Source organism: Nostoc sp. (genome assembly GCF_036916985.1).
GTDB lineage: Bacteria > Cyanobacteriota > Cyanobacteriia > Cyanobacteriales > Nostocaceae > Nostoc.
Window position 1 is genome coordinate 119,122 of the sequence record NZ_JBALFD010000012.1, and the last position, 26,056, is coordinate 145,177.

Consider the following 26,056-nt stretch of genomic DNA (forward strand, 5'->3'; position numbering starts at 1 on the left):
TTAAAACTTATATTCTCTAGCAATCCAATAGAGCCAGTCTGCGATCGCTTCTTGAGTTTCACTGTCAGCGTCAATGGCTGCTATTTCAGATAATTTTGCAGAATATACATCATCATCTTTACCATTAATATAAGCCACTTCTACAAACATATCTTTTAAGCACTCATCATCTGGGGCCATTCCCACGACTTCGACTTGTTTCTCCTCGGCGGAAGCTGATTTGCGTCCCTTCTTAGTCCATTTTGCCAGAAAGGGAAAATTTAGAGTCTCTTCGAGGTAATAGTACCAACCCATAGCTCTGTCTTCTTTGTCTTCAGCATCTACAATAATCTCTGTTTTAATGCGATGCTCTCGGTTTTCGTCGGCTTCAACACTAGGCATAAAATGACGCGTTGCGTATAATTACGTTTTGATAATATTACCAAAGTCTTGACTAAGAATAATTTTTCTCAAACCTAGTTAAATATATCTAATGTTGTGTCCTCTTGATTACTTAATTAAACTCTAAGAACACCAAAGAGGCTAAAATGGTGCAAAAAAATTGTAGGTTTGGTGGAGGCTTTGCATAACCCAACATCCTAAGCTGTTGCGCCTACAAATTGCATCACAAGCATGATTAGGCAAAACCTGTAACTCCTCTCCCTTGCACCCTGCTCCCCTGCCGCCTCAATGTGCAAACTATAATCACAACAGCTTAATATATGTTGGGTTGCGCTCCGCTCCACCCAACCTACGTCTAATGCACTATTTTTTTGCTTGCCACGCCACTACGGTGTATAAACGAGTCTGATTACTAAATGAAGAGATGAGAACTTACGCAGCAAAACTCTACCGCGATTGGTAATTTAAATTTGCAAAGCCTAACTGCGCTTTACAATTAAGTAGACACTGTAGCTAATTACTGCTGGAGATACTTAAATATGCGGCAACTAAAATCCGCCGAGGAAATGCCTGGTAGCTTTGGCTTGCCCATCTTAGGCGAGACTTTGGAAATATTTCGGGATTTAGAACTGTATATATGGCGACGATTCCAGCAGCATGGTTCAGTTTTTAAGACGAGTGTCATGGGATACAAACGTGCTTATTTAATCGGCCCTGATGCTAATCGGCTGGTGCTGGTGGAACAAGCGGAAAATATGTCGTCGCGGATCGGGTGGTATTTCTTAGAATCAACATTTGGCAATAATATTTTATTACAAGATGGGGAAGAACATCGGCTAACTCGTCGCTTGATGTATCCAGCATTTCACGGAAAAGCGATCGCTACATACTTCGACACCATTCAAAATATTGTGCAAGACTTCCTCAAAGATTGGGGAGAGCGAGAAACGATTCCCTTAAATTCTAGTTTCCGCCAGCTTACCCTGATAGTTGCGACTCGCCTGTTCTTGGGAAGTCAGAACAAGAGCGAAGTCGAGCAAACCAGTCAGTGGTTTACACAACTGATAGATAGCAGTATGGCGATAGTCAAATGGAATGTCCCTTTTACTTTATATGGTCGCGGTCAAAATGCTAGGGGTAAATTAGTGGCTTTCTTACGTGAAGTAATCGCCCAACGTCTGGAGCAAGGTAACTTAGAAGAATCAAAAGATGTGTTGGGATTACTTTTAGCGGCTGTTGATGAAGACGGTAATAAATTGAGCGAAGCACAGGTAATCAACGAAGCATTACTACTGCTGTTTGCTGGACATGAAACTACAGCCTCCTTGCTGACTTGGGTAATCTTTGAATTAGGTAATCACCCAGAATGGCGAGAACGACTGCGCCAAGAACAATTAGCAGTTGTGGGAGATAATTCCCTTAATTTGTCCCATCTCAAACAACTTCCACAGTTAACCAACGTACTAAAAGAAGTAGAACGGCTCTATCCGCCAGTGTATGCCTATAATCGTGGAGTTCTCAAGGATATTGAGTATGGAGGCTATCGCATCCCTGCTGGTTGGTTTGTGACTATTTCGCCGATGCTGACTCACCGTTTACCAGAACTGTACACCGATCCCGATCGCTTCGACCCCGATCGCTTTGCACCACCTCGCGAAGAAGATAAGAAACATCCTTTGGCACTAATGGGTTTTGGTTATGGTTCGCACAGTTGTTTAGGTATGGAATTTGCCCAAATGGAAATGAAAATTGTGCTTTCCACACTACTTCGTCATTATGACTGGACAGTAAAACCAGATTATTCTGCGATCGCTCCAGTTCGTCAGCCTTCTAAAGTTAAAGATACTCTACAAGCATATATTGAGCCTTTGAATAGCAAGCTAAATTCCTGACATGATATAAAGACAAAAACCAAATCTATAACTAAGCTAGAAGCTCAATGGTCAATTTAATATATTAAGAAGTGCTACGCTAAAGTTAGCAAGATTGAGAGGCAATTATGACCGGAAACGACTCATATACAGAGCAACTAAATTTATTTATGGGTATCATTAATTTTGAATTTTGAATTCGGAACGAAGCAACGTGACTGCCCTGATTCTGAACCTCAGCCCCACCATTGAACTAATAGATGAGCAGTTCTTCCAACTGTGTCAAAATAATCGAGATTTGCGACTTGAGCGCACGGCAGAGGGAGAATTAATTATCATGCCACCAACTGGATGGGAAAGCGGAAATCGGAATAGTAAACTGACACAGCGTTTAGGTAATTGGACTGACGCTGATGGCACAGGTTTGGCTTTTGACTCCTCAACGGGTTTCAAACTCCCCAATGGTGCAAATCGCTCTCCTAATGCCTCTTGGGTGAGCCGCAAGCGATTAGAAGCCCTAAATCCCGACCCCGACAGATTCCTACCGCTTGCTCCAGATTTTGCGGTAGAATTACGCTCTGCTTCAGACAGCTTAAAAACTGTGCAACAAAAAATGCAGGAGTACATTGAGAATGGTGTGCGTTTGGGTTGGCTGATTGATCCGCAGAATCAACAGGTAGAAATTTACCGCCCAGGACAGGAAGTTGAGGTTTTGCCATCGGCTACCAGCTTATCAGGTGAGGATGTATTGCCTGGGTTTGTACTGGATTTAACACAGATTTTGAGTTAAGCGATCGCTCTTTCAAACAAGCTTTAGCTTATGGAATGGTAGGATTTTTGGATGTTTGATAATATCTGTAAATTCCTCGCCGAAAACTTTTCCACCGACTTTGCTACCTGGCTGTTAGGAGAACCAATTTCCCTGACTGAGTTAAGTCCTTCTGAACTCTCGCTAGAACCCATTCGAGCCGATGCGCTAATTTTACTAGAATCAGCAGAGCTAGTGCTTCACCTAGAGTTTCAGACTCAACCCGATGTTAATATCCCATTTCGCATGATTGATTATCGCTTGCGAGTGTATCGCCGCTTTCCCCAAAAGCAGATGCGTCAAGTGGTGATATACCTTAAAGAAACAAGCTCAGAACTCGTGCAACAAAATACTTTTAGCATTCCTGGTACTCGCCACGAGTTTGAGGTAGTTCGACTATGGGAACAGCCGACAGAAGTATTTTTGCGCTATCCAGGTTTATTCCCATTAGCGGTGTTGGGTCAAACAGATGACCGTGCAAGTACATTACAGCAAGTAGCACAGGAAATCATCGGGATTCCTGACCAACGTTTGCAGAATAATGTCGCAGCTGCCACGGCAATTTTAGCTGGTCTAGTATTAGAGAAAGAGTTAATTCAAAGAGTATTACGGAGAGATAATATGCGCGAATCTGTAATTTATCAAGAGATTGAGGCTGAAGCTCAGGCAAAAGGTATCGCACAAGGTATCGCACAAGGTATCGCACAAGGTAGAGCCGAAGGCTTACAAGAGGGGATTCGGCAAGTTGCAGTGAATCTTCTCAAAAGCCAAATGCCTTTGGAGGAAGTGGCAAAATTGACTGGGTTATCAATTGAAGATGTACAGTTGTTGCAAACAGAGATAGAAAGTGAGTCAACGTAATTCGTAATTCGTAATTATTACCCTGTGGATAAATCCGAGTGACTCTGAATAAAAACGAGAGCGATGTCTACGACAGGCTACGCCTACGCATCTCGCTCTCACCTCCGATCAAAAGGCGATCGCTCAATTTCACTCACTTCATATTTTGGGCAACTTTTAACTATAATTTGATAAAATTTTACAGTTAAAAAACAAAAAATTAATACTGACTTAATATTAAAAACACTGTCTGCAATAACCCGATCACAAAACCCAAAACACCACCTAAAGTTACAATCGCCTGCAATTCATTTTTCACAATTCCCTCAATGGCAGCTTCTAAATCAGCCGGTGAAGTTGATTTTACACGGTCAACTATCACTTCATCTATAGACAAAATTGGAATTACCTGCGCCACAATTGCTTCTAAATCTTTTTCCAAATACTTATCTAAAATTAGAGCTAATTCTTGACTCATCACTTCTAAAGAAGTACTGACAACTGGTGAAGTACTAAGGCGATTCAGTAGCACTACAGCAATATTTTCCCAATCAACAGAATCAGTTAATCCTTGTAAAAAATCGCTACCACTATTTTGCAGGTAATGGCGGACACTTTCGCGGGTGGTCTTTCGGAGTTGGCGCACCGTGCCCATTGGCAAGTTTTGTAATGATAAATTTTGCAGTAATTTCCGAATGCGATCGCGCATTTGCAAATCTTGAATCAATTCCTGTAAGCGAGTATTCGTAGCTTCTTTTTCATCCAAGCAAAAAGTCCGTAGCCGTGTGAGAGTATTACGTAAGCCAAACAAATTTGCTACTACCCAATAAGTCCCACTGGTTTTTTCGCGGAAGCCTTCATCGATAATTTGAATCGTGCGATCGGTCAAAAAATCAACTATGGCTTGGCGTAGCATATCCGGCGGTAAAACTACTTGTAATAACCAGTCAGCCAGCCGCGTAGCTTGTTCTTCGCTTAGTTGAAATTCCAGCAATATCTGGTCAAAAATTTGATTGATCTGCGCTTCCAAAAAATCTTCCCGTCGTGCCAAAACCTTGAGTAATCGTGGCAAAGATTCCCCTAGTAAATCCCGCAAAATTCCCGCAACAATTTTGGCACTTTTCTGGTTTTTATCTGTTTTGATTTGTTCAATCGCCAGCTGCAATAACCAAAGAATTGCAGCTTGGACGCGTTCTGTTTGCAACAAACGCCGCGCCAGATTTTGTAATTCTTCTGGTGTCAACAGTGACCCCATGATTGTATTGGAAATGTTCTTAGCCAGACGTTCCTGGTTGCGGGGGATCAATCCAGGGGTGAAGGGTACTCTTCGTCCAGCAATGTAAATTGCTCGGTAAGGACGGAACAACATTTTTATGGCTATATCATTTGTGAAATAGCCAATAATTCCACCCAGTACCGGGGGAGACACATAAAGCCAAAGATGAGACCAGTCCACAGGATTTTGGATTTTGGTGAGGTAGCCCCCGTCTTGGCGGTTCCCGTCGATGGGGGACTGCCGAACCCGAAGGGATTTTGGATTTTGGATTCTAGATTAGAAATTAGGGATTGGGGATTGGTAATTGGCGGTTATTTAGTTATGAGTTATTTTTCCACTAACTACTAACGATTTTCCATTAGCCATTACCTATTCCGTAGTCCCCAATCCAAAATTGCAAATCTAAAATCTAAAATTTGCTGACTACCAGCATTCCCATCATACCGCTCACAATGGGGTAGTGTGTGGCAACAGCAAAACCAACTTGACGAGCTAACTCTATTTGCTCTTTGCCAATGGGAAAGCGGTCTAAGCTGGGACTGATGTAAGCATATTCTTCTTTTAAACCCAGATAATTGGCAACTGGCACCACAAAACCCTCCAGATACCACTGCTGAAAGGTACGTAGCTGAAGATTACTTGGTCGATGAAAGTCTAAAATTGCGGCTTTAGCTCCCGGCTTCAAAACACGATATAACTCTTGGAGACTGCGGGGAATATCTTTAACATTTCTTAAACCATAGCCCATTGTTGCGGCATCAAATTGGTTGTCATCAAAGGGTAAATTGAGGACATCAGCTTCTATCCAGGCGATGGCCGGTTGGGGGTACTGCTTTTGAGAGCGTTCTTTAGCATTTTCGAGTAGGTTTGGGGAAAAATCTACTCCGTATACCTTACCTGTTGCTCCCACGCGCCGTGCCAAACGTAAGGCTAAATCACCACTACCGCAACACAAATCTAATGCAGTATCTCCCGGTTTCGCTGCACTCCATTTTACTGCCATTTCCTTCCAGATTCGATGCTGTCCCAGACTCAACCAATCATTCAATTGGTCATAAACTGGAGCAATACGGTTAAAAATGGACTTAATTTCGTTACTCATTTAATATTGGGCAAAACAGTTCCGTTAGCGGATAGCTAGGGTTGAGCCAGTTCCGAGTTCCCAGTTCTGAATAAAGAAATAAGATTCCCCACTCAGTACTCAGCACTCTTGAGGGGCATTGGTTGTTGACTAATGACCAATGACTAATGACTAATGACTACTAGTCAGAGCGATCGCTACTAGTTGCGCTGATAAATTAATTAGGGTTAATTCATCTTCTCGCAAAGTGCAGGGTTGTTTCCACTGTAGTGATAATACGCCCAAAAGTTCATTACGGTAGCTAATGGGAATTACTAAATGTGCTTGCACACCTGTATTTTGGTAGTGAATAGCATCAACTAGTTTAGTGTCTTTCAGTATATTTAAGGAAACTTGCATTTGCCCAGTGGCGATCGCTTCCCTTGTGAGTGGGTCTTGAGATAACCAATTTTCTATTGTACCTGTATCGCTGTAACTTCCTTGAGTCGTAACCAGAGTATTTCCATCTGTAAGTTGTAGAATACAGCCATCTGCCCCAAAAGTCTCACTTACAGCCCTAGCAATTGGAGCAAGAGTTTCCTCTAAGCTAGAAGCTGCTTGAGTTACCTGTACCAAAACACTCAATAGCGCCATTTGAGCATGAGCGCGGCGTAATTCTTCGGTGCGTTGCTTGAGCAAGTCGTATGTTTCTGCTGCTCTTTGCACCACTGCCTTCAGTTCCCCTGGGTCCCAAGGCTTGGTAATATATTTGTAGACTTGCCCGGCATTAATCGCTTCTACCAAGTCTTCAATATCAGTAAATCCGGTGAGAATTATTCTTACAGTATCGGGAAACTGAGGTACAGTCTTGCTGAGAAACTCAGTTCCTTTCATTTCTGGCATTCGTTGATCCGAGATAATCACCGCTACCTCGCCTTCTGCGGCCAAAACTTGTAGGGCGTTTACTCCACTATCAGCTTTGAGAACGTTAAAGTCGCGTCGAAATGTACGATAAAGTAGATCGAGATTATCTGGCTCATCGTCAACTACTAAGATTTTCAGCTTTTTTGGTCGTTCGAGAGTCATAACTTGATACTGGACTTTATCAATTTCGAGACTGGGATTATCCATAAGATATTTCCTTTAAATATTCACTCTCTTGTTATATTCCATACCAAGTTTAGTTGAGAATAGCTGAAAATTGCCAAGGGTTTATACGGAGTTATTTTGCATATTTTAAAATGCTAAGAGTGAGCGCTACAGAGGAAATTTACTTGCCCACATATCCAAATTAGAAAAAATCGTAAAGTAAGAACCAACTAAATCAGCTTAACTGGCTATTTTCATTATGGCTGAGGTAGGTTAAAAACCTCCTTATAGCGCAATACGCTTGGGTTAAGGGCTACTGGCAACAATTTTGGGTTTTCGAGACGCGATAAATCGCCGTCTCTACAAGTGTTTTGTTGCTCATTCTGAACTGTATTGCCTTATAGCGTTTCCCGATCTAGTGAGGTATACCCGCACGGCACTGCCCATTGATATCAACTTAACGGGAAACGGGCGGTTAGAAACCGCGTCTATATAAACAAAAGCTACCGATCCTGGGTTTTAAACCCTTAATTTGACCTTAGTCCGCAGAGGCGGACAATGCCAGTGTAGCCGCCTGCGTTCACGCAGTGTGCCGCAGGCAATTCTATTGGCTGGGTAGTTCATAGATTAGAATAAGACTTGCTCATGAGGTGTTAATTAACCTCTCAAGTTGAAGCTCGCACTCTGATTATGACTGATCTACCACCCAACGCTCAGAATCCCGAAGACAATGCTAATAACGATGTAGCACAAGAGTTACTGCGAAGGCTGAGGCAAAAACAAGGTAACTGGGTGGAATGGGGAACAGCGATCGCCTCGTTACTAAAAGCCGGTTACAATCCCCAAGACATTTTTGAGGCGACTGGATTTGAGCCAATTCAACAAAATCAGGTAGTTGTTGGTTCTCAAGTTTACAATTCTTTGGAAAAGTTTGGAGTATCGGAAACAACGCGATCGCACTACACCACACGGGGTAGTGATGTTTTATACGAACTGCGTTTACTTACTCAAGAAGAACGCGCCGCCGCCGCCGAACTGATCTTTGTCCACAATGTTGATGCTGATGAAGCACGGGAAATAGCAAAGGCGCTTAAAGAGTTCTCCTATTACCGCACTTTACCAGAAGGCTTTTCTGCCCATCCTGGGGATGCCGTTGCTCACCAAGTTTGGAAACTGGCACGCCAAAATGCAGATTTACAACAGCGATCGCGCCTAATTGCCAAAGGGTTACGCTTTGCTCACACGCCAGGCGCAAGGCAAAAAATCGAACAACTACTGACTGATTTTACTACTGTTCCTCAGCGTCCAGCGCCTATTTTACCCTTTTACCGTTTGGAATTTGAAGAACAATTACCCCGAATCTTGCCCGTGGTAGGCGAGTTGCCATTATCAAGGCAAGACTTGCAAGCAGTGCCCATAATGACAGAAATTGAACCATTTCGGATGGTCAAGTTTTCTGGAGAACAAGCTTGGATACCCTTACCAGGTTGGCAAGTGCTTTTGGGGGCAGAAGATCCAGTAGTGATTTTAGCGAATAGCGATCGGTTCCCCATCCAAACCCAAAGCCAAACCGGGCCAGTCGTAGTAGTAATAGATCGTGCCCAACGACAATGGGATGCCTCTAGTTACTTTGTTGTTGAAAATGGTGGTGAATTAGATTTTCAATGGTTTGAAACTGAGCCGGAAGTTCCTCTACTAGGACAAATTATCATCATCGTTCGTCCTAAGAAAATTCTGGATGAAGAATTAACTAAAGATTCCTGGCAGATTGACGAATAAATTCAATTTTCAATACTGTTTGGTTAAGGAAAGAGACCCAATAAATCGCCGTCTTTGTGATCTATAATTTTCATCAAAAACCTTAACCGAACCGTATTGATTCAATTTTAGACTCCCACACCCAAAAGGTCTGGAAGTCTAGAAGATTATATTAACTAGAACAAAAATCTTAATAAATGAATGTATCACGGAAGCAAAATTCTTAAGAAATTAAGTATTTTTTTTGTTATTTTAGCTTTTCCGCTATCTTCATATTTTATTACCACAATTCTCGAGTAAAAAACAAATTCCTATTGTTTCGATTTAGTTTGATCGCGAAACAAACACGATGCATTTCCTGTTGAAATGAATAACTCAAGCATTGCCCAACATAGCTATCACTCGTTTGTAGCTGAACAAGGAGTTTTCCGAAAATGTCTCTAACTAAACGTTGCTTGGCTGAATTTATTGGTACATTCTGGCTTGTTTTAGGTGGTTGTGGTAGCGCTGTTCTAGCCGCAGCCTACACGGCGGATGCTGCAAAAATCAGTGAGAATACTTCTTTTCCATTAGGTATTGGATTAGTCGGTGTATCTTTGGCATTTGGGCTTACCGTCCTCACCGGAGTTTATGCTCTTGGTCATATTTCTGGTGGGCATTTCAATCCAGCTATTTCCTTTGGATTGTGGGCGGGTAAGCGCTTTCCGGCGTCTGACTTACTACCTTACATCGCCTCTCAAGTGATCGGTGCAGTTGTAGGTGCGGGCATTATCTACCTGATTGCTAGCGGCAAAACTGGATTTACCCTAACTGGCTCCAACCCATTGGCCACTAATGGCTACGGGACTCACTCTCCAGGTGGTTACACGCTATTTTCTTGCCTGATTACTGAAGTTGTAATGACTTTCATGTTTCTGCTGATTATTCTGGGTGTAACTGATAGCCGCGCTCCTAAGGGATTTGCACCCCTAGCAATTGGTTTTGGACTTACCTTAATTCACCTGATTAGCATTCCTGTAACCAATACCTCAGTTAATCCCGCCCGTAGTACGGGAGTTGCTCTATTTGCAGGTGTAGAACTTTTTTCGCAAATCTGGCTATTCTGGATAGCTCCGATCTTGGGAGCTATTTTAGCAGGATGGTTGTATGTAGCTATCTTTAGTGAATCAACCGTAGGTGAACGGCAAAACGTCAAAGAGCTAGTCTAAAAGTCATTTTCAACTGTACGAGTTGGCTTGGTATTTATTGCTCTCCACCGAGAGGCTCAGATCCCCGACTTCTTGAAGGATACAGATGGAGAATAGGGAGTAAGACCTTACAACAGTCAACTGGCCTTGGTTTTGAACAATCAACAAGTCCTCTCAAAAAGGTGCGCTTCAAATAAGCACACCTTTTTGAGCATATATTCCAAACTCCTGACCATAAATTTCCTCCACAGCTAGACTGAAGCGATCGCCTTTCGCCCTATCTCATACAACAGCGATCGCAGTAAGCATTATTTCACACCGATTCATCAAAAACACTGTCTAACGACCTCACAACACGCAGCAAGGTGAGGATTTCAACAAGCAACGTTATGATAATTAATGCATTAATCGAGCTTGGGTCTAATAATAAATAAGTTGGCACAAATAAACCTCAATAGTACGGAGACGAACAATCGCCTCTGGATAGCAGTCAAAAGCAATGGTTTGTGACTGTTATTTAGGTACTGTGTCCAACTAAAATCAGCCGTTGTACAAATTTCCATAAGGATAATTGAAGTGACTAGGACTAATTCAGACTTTCTCACCTCCAGCGATCCGGCGATCGCGGGGTTAATCAATGACGAACTACAGCGTCAGCGAGACCACTTGGAGTTGATTGCTAGCGAAAACTTTACCTCTGCTGCTGTATTAGCGGCTCAAGGTACGGTACTGACAAATAAATATGCCGAGGGATTACCTGGTAAACGCTACTATGGCGGTTGTGAGTATATCGACAAAATCGAGCAACTAGCGATCAATCGCGCTAAACAGATATTTGGTGCTGCTCATGCCAATGTGCAACCCCATTCTGGCGCACAAGCCAATTTTGCCGTATTCCTCTCGCTACTGGAACCAGGGGACAAAATTATGGGGATGGATTTGTCTCATGGGGGACATCTTACCCACGGTTCCCCTGTAAATTTCTCAGGTAAGTGGTTCCAAGTTAGCCACTACGGTGTTAGTCAACAAACAGAACAACTTGATTATGACCAAATTCGAGAGCTGGCGCTGAGGGAGCGTCCTAAGCTCTTGATTTGTGGTTATTCGGCTTATCCCCGTATAATTGATTTTGAAAAGTTCCGTAGTATTGCTGATGAAATCGGCGCTTACTTACTTGCCGATATTGCTCACATTGCTGGTTTAGTTGCTAGTGGTCTTCATCCCGATCCCATTCCTCACTGTCATGTAGTTACAACAACTACACATAAGACTCTACGCGGGCCTAGAGGTGGTTTAATCTTGACTGGCGACGCAGAATTAGGTAAAAAGCTAGATAAATCTGTTTTTCCTGGCAGCCAAGGCGGGCCATTGGAACATGTCATTGCTGGTAAGGCAGTAGCTTTTGGAGAAGCCCTCAAACCTGAGTTTAAAACTTATTCTGCCCAAGTGATTGAAAATGCTCGTGCTTTAGCAGAACAACTGCAAAACCGTGGTTTAAAGTTAGTGTCTAATGGCACTGATAATCATTTAATCTTAGTAGATTTACGCTCTGTAAATCTAACTGGCAAGCAGGCAGATAACCTAGTTAGTAGCGTAAATATTACTGCTAACAAGAATACTATTCCTTTTGATCCGCAATCACCATTTGTTACCAGTGGTCTGAGATTAGGTTCGCCAGCAATGACTACGCGAGGGTTAGGAGTCGCAGAATTTACCGAGATTGCAAATATTATTAGCGATCGCCTGCTTTCTCCAGATTCCGAGGTAGTAACCCAAGATTGTCGGCAACGGGTAGCGGCATTGTGCGATCGCTTCCCCTTATATCCTCATCTGGAAATTCCTGTACCAGCATTAGCATAATTGGGCATGGGGCATGGGGCATTGAAAAGAAGCAGAGGGGCAGGGTGCGGGGGGCGGAGGGGAAAATTCTTCTCCCTGCTCCCTGCTCCCTTGCTTCTTCCCTGCTCCCCCTTGCCTCCCCTACTCCCTGATCCCACACTCCCTACTCCCTTTTCCCAATCCAATGAGTGCAGAAATTATTTGTGTTGGTACTGAACTGTTGTTAGGAGATATCCTCAACGGCAATGCTCAATTTTTAGCGCAACAATTAGCGCAGCTAGGTATTCCCCACTACTATCAAACAGTGGTTGGGGATAATCCAGAGCGGTTGAAGCAAGTTATAGAAATTGCTATTTCTAGAGCGCAAATTCTCATTTTCACTGGTGGACTTGGCCCGACACCAGATGATCTTACCTGCGAAACCATCGCCGATTTTTTTAAAGTCCCATTGATAGAACGCTCTGACATCATCGAAGACATAACCCAAAAATTCGCCCAACGTGGTCGGGTGATGTCACCAAGTAACCGCAAGCAAGCTTTGATTCCCCAAGGTGCAGAAATTCTCCCTAACCCCACTGGAACAGCACCCGGTATTATTTGGCAACCTCGTCCAGAAATCACAATTTTTACTTTTCCCGGTGTTCCCAGTGAAATGCATCCGATGTGGGAAGAAACAGCCGTACCGTTTCTCAAAAGTCAAGGTTGGGGTAAAGAAATTATTCACAGTCGGAGTTTAAAGTTTTGGGGTATTGGTGAATCGGCTTTGGCAGAAAAAGTTGCTTCCTATTTGAACTTGCCAAATCCCACAGTAGCGCCTTATGCAGGTAAGGGGGAAGTAAGATTGCGAGTCTCTGCTAAAGCAAATTCAGAAGCAGCAGCAGAAACATTAATTGCACCCATTGAAAAACAACTTAAAGAAATTGCCGGACTGGATTTTTACGGCGTTAATAATGATACTCTCGCTTCCGTTGTTGGTCAGTTGTTGCGCGCATCAGGAGAAACGCTTTCAGTAGCAGAATCTTGCACTGGTGGCGGTTTAGGGCAAATGTTGACTGATATTTCTGGGAGTTCTGATTACTTCTGGGGTGGAGTAATTTCTTATGACAATTCGGTGAAGGTTAGGCTACTAGGGGTTAACCAGGAAGATTTAGATAAATTCGGGGCGGTAAGTGCGATCGTTGCAGAGCAAATGGCAGTTGGAGTCAAAATCCGCCTTGCAACCACTTGGGGATTGAGTATTACTGGAATTGCTGGCCCAAATGGAGGGACAGATACTAAGCCGGTGGGTTTAGTTTACGTTGGTTTAGCTGGGCCAAAGAATGAAGTAGCAAGTTTTGAGTATCACTTTGGTGTGGCGCGAGGTCGAACTTTAATTCGTTATGTGAGTGCAAATGCAGCATTGGATAATCTACGACGGAAGTTGTTGACTAGGTAGGAGGTCTATTCCGATTGTCATACAAGTTGTATGACAATCGAACCTATTGAAAATCTAATGTTATGTTAAAAAACTCAATTACGAATTACGAATTATGCAGCTATGAGCAAAATTCCCATCCTCCAGCCAAATCACTCATACACTTTCAGAAGCTATTTTGAGATGTCATTCGAGCCAGAAGATATACTGGCTGAATTTGGCTATTCTTTAAAACGTTCCTCTCTCAATCTACAAAAGTCCAGCATTGAATTAGACAGACTCACAAATCTCAAATCTAGTATTGAGGAGAGTTTGCCATATATTAGTTTGACTAGTGAGGCAGCCCGCAGAGAGTTACTAATTGCCCCCATTTTATTAGATGTTGTTCATTACACTCACGCCCAACTTAGAATTGAATATCCTTATCATTATGAGAAAGGCGATCGCACTTTTGTGTAGAGGTTGCGATCGCCCTACTTCACATACATGGAGAAGACCAAACTTTAACAGCCATATCTGCTAATAATTCTGCTCTTTTATTGATTTCTGTTTCATTCCATTGTTTCAGATGTTGCAACCCCCGATTCAGACGTAGAGGACTATCTGCGAATCCACCATCTTTTTTATCCCGCTTCTCTATAAACGGGCGATCGCTCAACTCAGGGTTATATCCAGTTAGAGTTAGATTGCCAATAGTGTGTAGATACTTGGCTCTAATTTCTTTCCATTGTTCTCCCAAATCTGCCTGCCATTCTAAAGAAAGATTAGGGTTTTGTGGCATGATATGCTCAATAGTATATTTTTCAACGTGGACTAACTCTTTCCGCTCATAATTTTCTAGTTTACGAAGTAGATAGTTGCAACCGCGAAAGTTGTAAATATCCTTAACTACCAACTCTCGACGAAACTCTTCATCACCTGGAAATCTTTTATAACTCTTTTTACTACTCAAAGCAATCTGTAAACTTTCTAAGTAGTTTTCTCGGTCAACTTCTCGGCTTAAAGTTGCAAAACTCTTGTTCATAGAGCTAGTAGAAATGCCACAGATACTCCGCCGAAATACATAGCTTTCGACAAGCCTGAGAATGCTGATAAATTCTTGTCGTGCTATTTTATTTTTATCGTAATCATCATAAAGTTCTATTAAAAATGGATAGGCAACATCTACTCTAAGAGTGTTAATATCCGTAATTAATTGCTTAATTTCTTGGTCTGTTTCCTGAGCAAAAACTAACTTTACAAAATATTTAGAGTAATGGTAAACGTCCGCTACTATGTCTTTAATTAAAGTATCTTTTTTACTTTGTACATAAATCTTAAAGCTACTGTAGACATCTCTAATATTAGGGATAGTTCCTGATTTAGATTTGATGGTCAGATAATCACGAATGAAGCGGTCAAATAACTCAGAATTTCCGGTTTTGTCAAAGCTCCTCTCCATTGGATGCCAATAAAGATTGTAAATTTCGTTCTGTTCCTCTGGTTGACGTTTCATCAGTACATAGTTCCGAATCTTGTCTGCTTCCGAAAGCTCAAGTCCTGTGGAATTTAGACTTTCAAATATTAATTGTGGATCGTCACGATCACGCTCTAGAGAAATTTCTACAATCATTAATTTGCATATACCTCGGTACAGGTTATTGAGGTCAATGTCTAATTTACGAATTTGAGTCTCAAAATATCGGTAGTTATCAACAAGTTGCTGAGATTTATCCTCAGGTATTTCTGTATCTCCTAGAAGCCGAATTAGAGTTTCTCTATCCTTCTGATTTAAAAGTAACTTGTATCGTTCACTACCCTTTGCATGTCTATTAAAAAGATAAAAATCCTCTAGTGCTTCAGAACTAATATCAATTTCTTCATTGCTTGCTTTAATAGCTTTACTTAAAACAGAAAGTAGTAATGAAAGGGTTGTCAAACGTTGCTGACCATCAATAACTAATAATTTAGGTATTACTGCTGTTAAATACACAGTATCTACCATGTAAACTAATGAGCCAATGAAATGCCCTGAAATCTCATTGTCATTAGCAGCAAGTAAAATATCATTCCATAGCTGCTGGCATTGAGTAAGTGTCCAACTATAAGGACGCTGATAGATAGGGATAATTAATTGCTTGTTACCTTCTAAAAAGTTGAGAAAGTTGGTTTGAGTAGCTTTCATGGTTTTAGTATGTTATTGGGAAATTGTGGCTATGAAAACTTCAGCACAAACCGCTCTTAGGTAATCAGCTAGGCTAGATTTAGCTGTGTCATAGTTAGCAGTGGTGAGAAGCTGTCTGAGTGTATTAATTCAAGTATTCCCACCAATAAGTTATTGATAACTTTTCTTGCAGAAATTCTATATGAATGTCAACATCTGATTCATATTTCCTCACTAGAAGTGTTATACTTCTGCTGCATTTCCCGTTTACATTCCTAAACAGAAAGTGTTTGACCCGTGTTTACGTCCTTCAGCATTGATATAAAGAGTAATATTTAATACATTACCTCGTGAACCATCAGCCATCTAACTCCTATCCATCAGCACAATTAATCACGGGATCGCTTGCTGTATTCTTCACAGTTTGTTACAAAAGTACAAAGAACTTCTAGAGACCCAAAACCACATGTTCGGCGGACTTACTGGTTTACAAGATCCTAAAGGCACTGATTGGGGAGAGCGAATGCTCAACACGGTCGCCAGCCAAACGATTCGCCACTTGTTTACGCAAAGCGAGTCAGTAGAAGTCTCTGTGCGCTGCTACCCCTCCAGCAAACTGTTGCAAGGCAGCATTGATAGCTTCAAAATGAGCGGTCGTGGCTTGGTGATTCGGAAAGATTTCGCGGTTGAGGAGATGTCTTTTGAAACTGATGCGGTGGCTATTGACTTCGGCTCGGTTTTAAGTGGCAAACTCAGCCTTAAACAACCGACTCAAGCGATCGCTCAAGTCATATTATCAGAGGCGGGCATCAACCAAGCCTTTAACGCGGAACTGGTGAAAAAGCGCCTGCTTAACCTCACCGTACCATCACTGACGGCATTATCTGGCGGCGAACCAGTCTCCTTTACGGATGTTCAGATACAGCTATTACCTGAAAATCGCTTACAGCTTGTAGCAAAAGCTGATTTAAACAATGGCGAACTTGTACCCCTGAGTATGATCCTAGCTATAGGCATTGAAAGGCGGCGGCGAGTTTCTTTCAAAGATCCAAAAATCCAGCTTGACCAAGTACCAGAAACACAACGGGAAATCTCACAAACCTTGAGTGTGGCACTGGTAGAAATTTTAGATAATATGGTTGATCTGGATCGCTTTGACCTCGATGGAGTGAAAATGCGGCTCAACCGATTAGAAACTGAAGGTCAAAAACTTATTTTCAGTGGATATGCTGAAATTGAACGTATTCCACATAGCTCTTGAAATTAAAATATCACGCAAAAATGCAACCTAAAGCGAAGCTTTAAACAAATTAAATACCGCCTAGACTAAATCTAGGCGGTATTTAAATATTTAGGTTTTGAAGGGAGTTAGGAGTTATTAATTAAGGTTGTAATTAATTTTTATTTATCACTCCTAGCTCCTAAGGGACTTCCAAGAAATAAATTTTATTTGGAAGTTCCTAACTCTCTATCTTCCCACGCCTACATATTGGAATCCAGCGCGTATAAGTGTTTCAGGGTCGAGGAAGTTACGACCATCGATGATAACGGGATGAGCCATTAATTTTGCCATCTTCACATAGTCGAGAGTGCTAAACTGCTGCCATTCCGTGACCAGTACCAAAGCATCGCAGCCATCAGCTAGTCTTTCGGCATCAGTTTCTACTAACACACCAGAAAGCCCATGACGCAGACCAGTTTGGGAAACAATGGGGTCGTAAGCTTTGACTTTAGCTCCCAGTCTATTTAGCTGCTCAATTAGGATGAGTGCTGGAGCGTCGCGTAAGTCGTCGGTATCTGGCTTGAAGGTGAGTCCAAGTAGTCCGACTGTTTTGCCTTTGAGAATTTTTAGAACTTGCTGGAGTTTTTCTAAAGCAATCAACCGCTGGCGTTCGTTGACACTGACAGCAGCTTTGAGTAATTGGGCTTCATAGCCATAATCATCAGCAGTGTGAATCAGAGCGGAGACATCTTTGGGGAAGCATGAACCACCCCAACCAATACCAGCTTGTAAAAACTTGTTGCCAATGCGGGAATCTAAACCAATACCTTTAGCTACTTGGGTAACATCAGCACCGACGCGATCGCAAATATTAGCAACTTCGTTAATAAAACTAATTTTAGTGGCTAAAAAGGCATTAGCGGCGTATTTAATCATCTCCGCCGAACTGAGGTCTGTTGCCAAAATTGGCACAGGGGGTAAAGATTGATCGGCAGCGAATTTACGTTCGACAATTGGGGAGTACAGTTGTTGCATCAAGGCTACTGCCCTTTGACTATTGCCCCCTAGTACAATGCGATCGGGGTTGAAGGTGTCGTAAACTGCCGAACCTTCGCGTAAAAACTCTGGATTGCTGACTACATCAAACTCAGATGCAAACTCAGGTAATTTCTGATCACTCGACCCTCCACCGACGGTTACTGGGATTTTCTGACGCTCCGCAATCCCATCTAGAACAATCATCCGCACCCAGTCACCTGAGCCAATGGGTACTGTAGATTTATTCACTATCACCTTATAACCACCGTTGAGATTTTCCCCAATCCCACGGGCTACAGCTTCGACGTAACGAGTATCACTTTCACCTGTGGGTAAAGGTGGTGTTCCCACAGCAATAAACAGGATTTCTCCGTGGGCGACTCCGGCGGCGAGATCGGTGCTGAACTGAATTTTCTGCGATTGAATGGCAGAGTGCATAATTTCTGAGAGTCCCGGTTCAAAAATTGGAGACTGCCCAGACTTCATTAATTTAACTTTTTCTTCGTTGTTGTCTATGCAAATTACATCATGCCCAATATGAGCCAAACAAGCACCTGTAACCAAACCAACGTAACCAGTACCAATCACGCAAACACGCATTTTTTAACTCCTCACTTTTTTGGGCTTAGTTTTCAACAATAAGTTCTTAATTTGACACTTACACACTGGCAGTAAACTCAGCCACTAAGCGTATTAGTTATCTGGGATGAGCCTGCATGAAAAATCAGAGTGACACGAGATGCCACTCAAGTGATTGAATTATTGACATCGCTTTGAATGCGATCGCGAAAATCTTCTATTGTCAGTTTTAACCCGTCTTGCAGAGGAATGGTAGGTTCCCAATTTAACCAAGTTTTTGCTTTTGTGATATCAGGCTGACGACGCCGGGGATCATCCGAAGGTAATGCCTCGAATTTAATCTGCGCGTCTGGATTGATCATATTTTGCACGGTTTGTGCTAATTGTAAAATCGTGTATTCACCAGGATTGCCCAAGTTAACTGGGCCAACGTAGTCGCTATTCATTAAGCGGATGAATCCTTCTACCAAATCGGAAACGTAGCAGAAACTACGAGTTTGCGAACCATCACCGTATACGGTTAAAGGATTACCCCGTAAGGCTTGAACGATAAAGTTGCTCACCACCCGACCATCGTTTTCTAACATTCTGGGCCCGTAGGTGTTGAATATCCGCACAACTCGAATATCAACTTTATTTTGCCTGTAGTAATCAAATGCTAAAGTCTCAGCAATTCTTTTACCTTCGTCATAGCATGAACGTATCCCAATGGGATTGACGCTACCTCTATACTCTTCAGTCTGGGGATGAACTTCTGGATCTCCGTATACTTCACTAGTTGAAGCTAAGAAAAACCTCGCTTTTACGCGTTTTGCCAGCCCCAACATATTCAGTGTTCCGATCACGTTAGTTTTAACGGTTTTAACTGGGTTGTACTGGTAATGTACCGGTGAAGCTGGACAAGCTAAATGATAAATTTGATCCACTTCTAAGCGAATTGGTTCGGTTATGTCGTGGCGAATTAGTTCAAAGTACGGATGACCTAACCATTTAAGAATGTTGCGTTTATGACCAGTGTAAAAATTATCCAAGCATATTAATTCATGCCCAGCAGCCATTAGTCGGTCGATGAGATGGGAACCAATAAACCCAGCACCGCCCGTTACCAAAATTCTCATAGTTTCCCAGTTACTTACAAATATTTTCAGTAGCTATTGCACTTACTTTTAGATTACCCAGCTTGGGTACAAAAATACAAAACAAATAAAAAGAACAAGGTTCAATCAAAAAGCGTTGTTGAACTTACCTATTTTTTTAGGGATGTAATTTTGTGATATTTCTCACTGAATCCTGACGAATTTAATTAGCAAAGTAACAAACATTGTTGGAAAATTGTTGTTTTTTTAGTAGAGCTTCATCAAATCTTCAACAAAATAAAGTGTTTTTAAGGTTACTTATGTTTTTACTTGGATAGAAGTTAGTCAGGAGTGGGTTGACATCCCAAGTCACTCAAGTAGACTGAACTATAGCTGATATTATACAGCAGATGTAATGCTGGTAGCTGTATTAGAAGTAATGACATTAGTTTGAGTACGTTGCGGTTCTCCAAGCATGATTATGGAGCAAGTGAGTTGTCTGGCTAACTGGGTTGTGACATCGCTAATGGCTAACCCTCCAGGACTGGTACGATTACGTATAAAAGGTAAAACTACTAAATCATATAATCGTGCTGCCTGCAAAATTGCTTGGGCAACATTTTCGTGAGCGATAATTTGAATTTCTGGGGTATTAGCCAAAGCCAATTTTGATACTAATAGGGAAAGGTGCGATCGCCTCCAAGCGATTTTACTGGAACTAGTGCGGCGATCGCACACATTCAGCACAGTAATGTGGCTCTGATTTGCTTCTGCCAACATCTGGGCAAATTGTACTGGCTGTAATGTTGGCGCTGTTAAATTTTCTATTGGTACTAGAATGCGCTGAATTTTTTTCGGTGATTCTACTAGACGTGTCACCGCTACTGGACAATGGGATGCCCAAAGCACGCCATCAATCACATTCCCAAATAAACGCGCTCGTAACCCAGTCCGTTTACCCCAACCCATAACAATTAAATTAGCCTTTTGTTCGCGAGCCGCTCTGCTAATTCCTTGAGCAAAGGCATCATCAATTCGCAGTACTGATTCTGCGGCTACACCCAAAGCTAGACTTTGTGCGGTGGCTTTGGTCAATAACCATTCACTCCGTTGTAGAGAAGCTTCTAACTGCGGTGCATCCATCTGAGCAGTAGCATTAGCGATCGCTAGCGGTATAATTTTCCCCTGAGACTGACGCGCTAATAACGCTGCCATTTCAATTAAATACTGCTGAGTATGAGGATTATATACAGGTACAACTATAGTAAAAGCACTGTCTGTCTCTGGTGCGTTCTGATCGGGTAGGGGTGGTGTTGGATCTTCGGCTGGTGAAGAATTTAAACCAACAGCTATTCGACTGGTCAGCAACGGCCCCAAGGTTGATGTCACAAGCATTAAAACAATGACACTGTGTAATACTGCTAGTGGCAGCAATCCAGCCCGATATCCCACTAACGTCGCTGCTAAGGTTGTACCAACTTGGGGAATTGATAGCGACCACATCGTTAGTATTTCTTGCCACTTGTAGCGGTAAAGCAGTTTTGTTAACAAAGCTGCAATCAATTTGCTGACAATCAAACTAACTATCATTAACAGCGTTAACTTGAGTGTGTCTAGGTTGTTCCCAAAAGCGGGTAGATCGATCAGTAACCCAAGGTCAACAAAGAAAATGGGAATGAACAGCACACTGCCAATAAATACTACCTTTTCTTTGACTGGGCCTGCACCCACAGCTTCATTCACCGCTAAACCCGCTAAAAAGGCACCAACAATTTTTTCTACCCCAATTAATTGAGCGCCCACAGCTGCTAGAAACACAGAAAGCAACACAAACAAAAACTTGTTTCCTTCATCGTCTCCAGACCGCTTGAAAAATTCTTTGCCGGCCCAATCAAAGCCGGTCACAACGGCTACAGAGTAAATAGTTAACCAACCCGACAAGGTGAGTAGTTTAGCAAAGCTAAATGTCCCAGCATGAGCGATCGCTACAGTCAGGGCTAATATCAGCACTGCGCCAATATCTGTAAAAATTGTCGCTCCAATGGTGACAGTAACAGCTTCGTTGTTTACCACTCCCAAACGGCTGATTATCGGATATGCCAAAAGGGTATAGGAAGCGAATAAAGAGCCAATTAAAATTGAAGTGTTCCAGCCATAGCCGAAAACTAGCCCTAGTGAAGTTCCCATTACCAGAGGTACACTGAAAGTCAAGCTAGCAAACCCAAAAGCGCGAATTTTTCTTTGGCGGAACTTTTCGAGATCGATTTCTAGCCCTGCGACAAACAGCAAATAAATTAACCCAATGTCTGATAGTAGGTTAATCATTGGACCCTCAGGCTGAAATAGATTCCAGCCTGAGGGTCCAAGTACTAGCCCTGAGAAAACCAAACCCACTAATCCTGGTAATCTTAGCCGCTCAAACATGATGGGTATAACTAAGATGACCACCAACAAAATAGCAAAGGGAACAATGGGTTCCTTGCCAAGAACTTGGGAAGTTGGTTCCAGAACAAGAACTTGTGATAAGAGTTCCATAGATAGGAATTGAAGGGGCTATGGTAAAACTGCGATTACCTTGGGGCGATCGCCTGAGCGATATAAATGGAGAAGCCACCTGACGAGAAATCGAAAATCTTAACTTACACTAACTAGGTAATTGTCTCAGAATTAACTACCTACGGGTGGATTTGACTCAAAATGAACCGCAAGCGATCGTAGTCGTCTTTAAGTAGCACACTTAAGCTGCGTCCAGCTTTAATTAACCATTCTCGGTCAGCTTTGCGTAACTGGTATACATCTCGAATGGCAGCTGCGGTTAAAGATTCTATAGGCGCACCATTGATAGAAAGTAGTGTCCGTAAAAAATCTAGTTCTTCAGTAAATTTAATGATAGCTTCTGGTTCACATCGATAAACAGCTTGATGAATTTGCGGGGGACGTGGTGGAAGATACTGATATACTCTTTGGTTATAACTTTGATTTTGCGAAGATAGTTCAAATCCCACGATCGCAGCCCGAAATTCTGTGCGGAGCATAGCAAAAATTTGGGGTTGTTCCTCTCGTAAGTCTTGCAAGGACAACCCCAACGCTCTCGCCCGATGTACGGAATCTATGGGCATCGTTGTGGCATAGTAGACTACAGCATAAATTTGATTGCCAGATTCTTCATCCACAGAACAGACCCAACTACCAAAGGGTGGCATGGAGGGAAAGCTTAAATCTTCCGGTTCCAAACACTGAGCTAAAAATTCCGTACTAGTAGTTTCGATCACCTCCGCAATGTGGTTGGGATGGCGATCGCCAGTGGCAAACTGTGGTAAAGGGAGGCGCATAGTAATTTAGTCATTAGTCATTGGTCATTAGTCATTAGTTTTTGACAAAGGACAAAGGACTAATGACTAATCTTATTTGGCTTTTTTACGTCCGGCTGTGGTTTCTACGAGTTCCAATTCGCTAAGGCGGAAGGTAACTAATTTATCCCAGTTACCACCTTCAAATAATACAGCTACTTTGCCATCACTCAGGCGTTGCACGAGTCCTTCGTAGCGATAATAGGTATCTGCGGGATTGTTGACGCGAACAGTTGCTCCAGGCAGGATCATGTTTTTAGCCTCGCTTGTTTCCTTCTAATAGCTTAATACTTGTTAATAGTCATTGGCCATTGGTTCTTACAAATGACCAATGACAAATGACGAATTAATAATACTTCTGCCTTTGTCGAAAATTTGCTACCGATTCTACTATTCCCAAGGAAATGAAGTTAGTCAGCATAGCAGAACGCCCATAACTCATCCAAGGTAAAGGGATTCCTGCCACAGGGGCTAAACCAACAGTCATACCAACGTTGACAATCACCTGAAACACGATCATCGACAAAACGCCAATAGCCAACAAGGAACCAAAGTTGTCTTTGGCAGTTTGGGCAATATGCAGTAAACGCCAGCAAATTAAACAGAAAACAAATAACACTACCAAACAACCAATAAAACCAAATTCTTCACCCACTGCGGAGAAAATAAAGTCTGTATGTTGTTCAGGGACGAAATTTAGTTGCGTCATTGGCCCTTTAAACAAACCCCATCCCCAAATTTCACCAGCACCAATAGCAATACGAGATTGAATTAGGTGATACCCAGCACCAAGAGGATCGTGATCAGGGTCCATAAATACAGTTAACCGATTTTTTTGATACGGTTTCAAAATATGGTTCCAAGCGAAAACACCTAATTCGCCACCTAGTATATTAAGAGTCCACGCACTGATAGCGCCAAAACCAAATCGTTGCCAGGGAAGAGTTTGCCAGCCCACAATCGCCATTGCTAGTGACCAAATTAGCCCTAATGGGCCAAAAGATAGTTCTTTGAGTAAAACTATCGGTTCTGCAAATGGCCAAGATATACTAAACAAAATGGCGGCAACCACGGGAGAAATCATCAGAATTAACCAACCGGGGTTAGCATTTGCCCAATAAAGCATTCCTAAGACGATCGCACCAAATACCATTGATGTTGCTAAATCTGGCTGCAAAAATACTAATCCCCAAGGTATGGCGGTGATTGCTAGAACGCGGAAAACACTTTCCAGGCTAGAAGCAGTGTTCCTGTGTAACAAAGCTGCTAAGGTGATGATCATACCGACTTTGGCAAATTCTGAGGGTTGCACGTTAAAGCCAGCGAAACTAATCCACCGCTGCGCCCCTTTGGCGCTGGTACCAGCAATCATCACGGCGATTAAACTGAAGTTCGTTAGTGAGTATGTTACCCAGTGCCACTGCATCAAGAGTTCGTAACGGATACGAGATAAAAACAGGGCTATAAGCACACCAATACCTGCTACCAACCAGTGCCACCACCAGTCAGTTACCGGCTGCTTCAGTTCCGTACTGAGAATCATAGTGCCGCCAAAAATACTGATAGCTATAGGCAAGCAAAATAGTAGCCAATCTACAGACTGCCAGGGTTTAACCCAAGACTTCCAGCGAATTTTGGGGAGCGATCTTTTTAACAACATTGTGTCAGTTTAGACTTTGATTGTTGGTGATTGGGGATTGGGGAAGGTGTGGCCTCCTCTGGGGACTGGGGACTGGGGACTGGGGACTGGGGATTGGGAATTGGAGATTGATTATTTCTCCCTCATCCTCCCCTGCTCCCTGCCCCCTCCTCCCTGCCCCCTCCTCCTCTGCTTCCTCATGCCCCATGCCCAATCCCTAGTATTCCCAAGCTATAGCCCAGGAAATAGATAGAAATTAAAATTAATTATGTCAAAGCGGCAACTGATACTTTACCAGCAATGGTAAGAGCGATCGCGGTTAATGCTTTTGCCGAAGCTGAATCTGGCTCACCGACAACTATTGGTACACCACTGTCACCACCAACTCGTGTGGAAATCTCTAGTGGTACGCACCCTAACAATGGCACTCCCAATTCTGCGGCTGTTTTGGAGCCACCACCAGAACCAAAGATGTCATATTGCTTATCTGGTTGATCGGGAGGAATAAAATAGCTCATATTTTCCACAATCCCCAATACCGGGACATTCATTTGCTGGAACATCCGCAATCCCTTGCGAGAATCTAACAGAGCTACAGTTTGTGGCGTGGTGACAATTACTGCCCCTGCCATTGGTACTGCTTGAGTTAAAGTTAACTGAGCATCTCCGGTTCCCGGTGGCATATCTACAATTAAATAATCCAGTTCTCCCCATTCAACTTGATAGAGAAACTGGCGAATTACACCATTGAGCATAGGGCCTCGCCAAATTACTGGTTGATCTCGGTCAATCAAAAACCCCATCGAAACTAATTTGACGCCGTGATTAAAAGCAGGTTCCAGAATGTCACCTGTTTCAGTGGAACGCACCACGATTTGGGCATCAGATAGACCCAGCATGGTGGGGTCATTGGGGCCATAAATATCAGCATCTAGCAAACCAACTTTCGCCCCAGTTTGAGCTAGAGCCACTGCGACATTCACCGCCACCGTACTTTTACCAACGCCACCTTTGCCACTTGAAACAGCAATGATATTTTTCACTCCAGAAATGCCAGTGCGGTCAGGTAAACTTTTTTGCTGCGGTGTTTCTGCCGTCACTTCTATGCTGACATCTGTAACGCCTGGGAGTTTTTTGACAGCTTTCTGACAGTCTTCGACAATAAATTCACGTAAAGGACAGGCAGGCGTGGTTAACACTAAAGTGAAACTAACTTTACCACCGTCAATTGTAACGTTGCGAATCATGTTCAGTTCTACCAGACTTTTACGGAGTTCTGGGTCTTCTACTGGTCGCAAAACTTCTAAGACAGACTGGGAATCGAGGACATCGTACATAAAAATTCAAAATTCAAAATGAATAAATACAATTGTGGGGAATGTCTTAGCTATTAACTGGATGCTTTCTTCAGTAAGGTCAGCTTAGTGTTAGGGACTTCCAAATAAAAAAATATTCAATTAACTCTTGTGGGGTGGGCGTCTCGCCC

Annotated in this window: 21 protein-coding genes; 9 read left to right on the top strand and 12 right to left on the bottom strand. The window is 42.6% G+C overall.

What is annotated here, in order from left to right; genetic code table 11:
• The gene (locus V7L07_RS02695) at positions 1–381 is read right to left on the bottom strand and encodes a calcium-binding protein (RefSeq protein WP_335054809.1); all 381 of its coding nucleotides are present in this window, start codon (positions 379–381) and stop codon (positions 1–3) included.
• A gap of 539 nt (positions 382–920) precedes the next feature.
• Between V7L07_RS02695 and V7L07_RS02700 the strand changes: the two genes are divergently transcribed.
• The 3 genes from V7L07_RS02700 (at position 921) to V7L07_RS02710 (ending at position 3,921) form a co-directional block, all read left to right on the top strand.
• Positions 921–2,273, top strand: coding sequence for a cytochrome P450 (locus V7L07_RS02700; RefSeq protein WP_335054811.1), 1,353 nt, complete (start codon positions 921–923; stop codon positions 2,271–2,273).
• A gap of 193 nt (positions 2,274–2,466) precedes the next feature.
• Positions 2,467–3,042: a Uma2 family endonuclease gene (locus V7L07_RS02705; RefSeq protein WP_335054813.1), complete on the top strand. Its 576-nt coding sequence runs from the start codon at positions 2,467–2,469 to the stop codon at positions 3,040–3,042.
• A 51-nt stretch (positions 3,043–3,093) separates the two neighbouring features.
• Positions 3,094–3,921, top strand: a complete 828-nt coding sequence (locus V7L07_RS02710; protein ID WP_335054815.1) for an Rpn family recombination-promoting nuclease/putative transposase — start codon at positions 3,094–3,096, stop codon at positions 3,919–3,921.
• Between the two features lie 199 nt (positions 3,922–4,120).
• Here the strand turns inward: V7L07_RS02710 and V7L07_RS02715 are convergent, their stop codons facing one another.
• The 3 genes from V7L07_RS02715 to V7L07_RS02725 form a co-directional block, all read right to left on the bottom strand.
• The gene (locus V7L07_RS02715) at positions 4,121–5,356 is read right to left on the bottom strand and encodes a DUF445 domain-containing protein (protein ID WP_335054817.1); all 1,236 of its coding nucleotides are present in this window, start codon (positions 5,354–5,356) and stop codon (positions 4,121–4,123) included.
• A gap of 229 nt (positions 5,357–5,585) precedes the next feature.
• Positions 5,586–6,278 carry a bifunctional demethylmenaquinone methyltransferase/2-methoxy-6-polyprenyl-1,4-benzoquinol methylase UbiE gene (gene ubiE / locus V7L07_RS02720; protein WP_335054819.1) on the bottom strand — a complete coding sequence of 231 codons (693 nt, stop codon included), beginning with the start codon at positions 6,276–6,278 and terminating at the stop codon, positions 5,586–5,588.
• Between the two features lie 150 nt (positions 6,279–6,428).
• On the bottom strand, positions 6,429–7,367 hold the full coding sequence (locus tag V7L07_RS02725; RefSeq protein WP_179065141.1) for a response regulator: 939 nt from the start codon (positions 7,365–7,367) through the stop codon (positions 6,429–6,431).
• Between the two features lie 648 nt (positions 7,368–8,015).
• Here V7L07_RS02725 and V7L07_RS02730 point away from each other — a divergent pair.
• The 5 genes from V7L07_RS02730 (at position 8,016) to V7L07_RS02750 (ending at position 13,982) form a co-directional block, all read left to right on the top strand.
• Entirely contained in the window at positions 8,016–9,104 is a 1,089-nt protein-coding gene (locus V7L07_RS02730) for a RuBisCO accumulation factor 1 (protein WP_335054821.1), read from the top strand.
• A 413-nt stretch (positions 9,105–9,517) separates the two neighbouring features.
• On the top strand, positions 9,518–10,291 hold the full coding sequence (gene aqpZ, locus V7L07_RS02735; protein ID WP_335054823.1) for an aquaporin Z: 774 nt from the start codon (positions 9,518–9,520) through the stop codon (positions 10,289–10,291).
• Between the two features lie 555 nt (positions 10,292–10,846).
• Positions 10,847–12,130: a serine hydroxymethyltransferase gene (glyA, locus tag V7L07_RS02740; RefSeq protein WP_335054825.1), complete on the top strand. Its 1,284-nt coding sequence runs from the start codon at positions 10,847–10,849 to the stop codon at positions 12,128–12,130.
• A gap of 163 nt (positions 12,131–12,293) precedes the next feature.
• Positions 12,294–13,544 carry a competence/damage-inducible protein A gene (locus tag V7L07_RS02745; protein ID WP_335054826.1) on the top strand — a complete coding sequence of 417 codons (1,251 nt, stop codon included), beginning with the start codon at positions 12,294–12,296 and terminating at the stop codon, positions 13,542–13,544.
• Positions 13,545–13,646: 102 nt separating this feature from the next.
• Complete coding sequence (locus V7L07_RS02750; protein WP_335054828.1) at positions 13,647–13,982, top strand: hypothetical protein; 336 nt, start codon at positions 13,647–13,649, stop codon at positions 13,980–13,982.
• Between the two features lie 19 nt (positions 13,983–14,001).
• Here V7L07_RS02750 and V7L07_RS02755 read toward each other — a convergent pair whose 3' ends face one another.
• Positions 14,002–15,687, bottom strand: coding sequence for a DUF262 domain-containing protein (locus V7L07_RS02755; protein ID WP_335054831.1), 1,686 nt, complete (start codon positions 15,685–15,687; stop codon positions 14,002–14,004).
• 445 nt (positions 15,688–16,132) lie between these two features.
• Here V7L07_RS02755 and V7L07_RS02760 point away from each other — a divergent pair, with 445 nt between their 5' ends.
• Positions 16,133–16,927 (top strand): LmeA family phospholipid-binding protein, encoded by a 795-nt coding sequence (locus V7L07_RS02760; protein WP_335054833.1) that lies wholly within the window; start codon positions 16,133–16,135, stop codon positions 16,925–16,927.
• 207 nt (positions 16,928–17,134) lie between these two features.
• Here V7L07_RS02760 and V7L07_RS02765 read toward each other — a convergent pair whose 3' ends face one another.
• From V7L07_RS02765 to V7L07_RS02795, 7 genes are all read right to left on the bottom strand, one after another.
• Positions 17,135–18,526: a UDP-glucose dehydrogenase family protein gene (locus V7L07_RS02765; RefSeq protein ID WP_335054835.1), complete on the bottom strand. Its 1,392-nt coding sequence runs from the start codon at positions 18,524–18,526 to the stop codon at positions 17,135–17,137.
• Between the two features lie 146 nt (positions 18,527–18,672).
• On the bottom strand, positions 18,673–19,623 hold the full coding sequence (locus V7L07_RS02770) for a UDP-glucuronic acid decarboxylase family protein (RefSeq protein ID WP_335054837.1): 951 nt from the start codon (positions 19,621–19,623) through the stop codon (positions 18,673–18,675).
• 357 nt (positions 19,624–19,980) lie between these two features.
• Complete coding sequence (locus V7L07_RS02775) at positions 19,981–22,116, bottom strand: cation:proton antiporter domain-containing protein (RefSeq protein ID WP_335054839.1); 2,136 nt, start codon at positions 22,114–22,116, stop codon at positions 19,981–19,983.
• Positions 22,117–22,256: 140 nt separating this feature from the next.
• The gene (locus V7L07_RS02780; RefSeq protein WP_335054841.1) at positions 22,257–22,913 is read right to left on the bottom strand and encodes an HAS-barrel domain-containing protein; all 657 of its coding nucleotides are present in this window, start codon (positions 22,911–22,913) and stop codon (positions 22,257–22,259) included.
• A 72-nt stretch (positions 22,914–22,985) separates the two neighbouring features.
• Positions 22,986–23,183 carry an NAD(P)H dehydrogenase subunit NdhS gene (locus V7L07_RS02785; protein ID WP_179066960.1) on the bottom strand — a complete coding sequence of 66 codons (198 nt, stop codon included), beginning with the start codon at positions 23,181–23,183 and terminating at the stop codon, positions 22,986–22,988.
• A gap of 94 nt (positions 23,184–23,277) precedes the next feature.
• Positions 23,278–24,591, bottom strand: coding sequence for a rod shape-determining protein RodA (gene rodA / locus V7L07_RS02790; RefSeq protein WP_335054843.1), 1,314 nt, complete (start codon positions 24,589–24,591; stop codon positions 23,278–23,280).
• 245 nt (positions 24,592–24,836) lie between these two features.
• Positions 24,837–25,907, bottom strand: a complete 1,071-nt coding sequence (locus tag V7L07_RS02795; RefSeq protein WP_334763580.1) for an Mrp/NBP35 family ATP-binding protein — start codon at positions 25,905–25,907, stop codon at positions 24,837–24,839.
• Positions 25,908–26,056 lie beyond the last annotated feature (149 nt).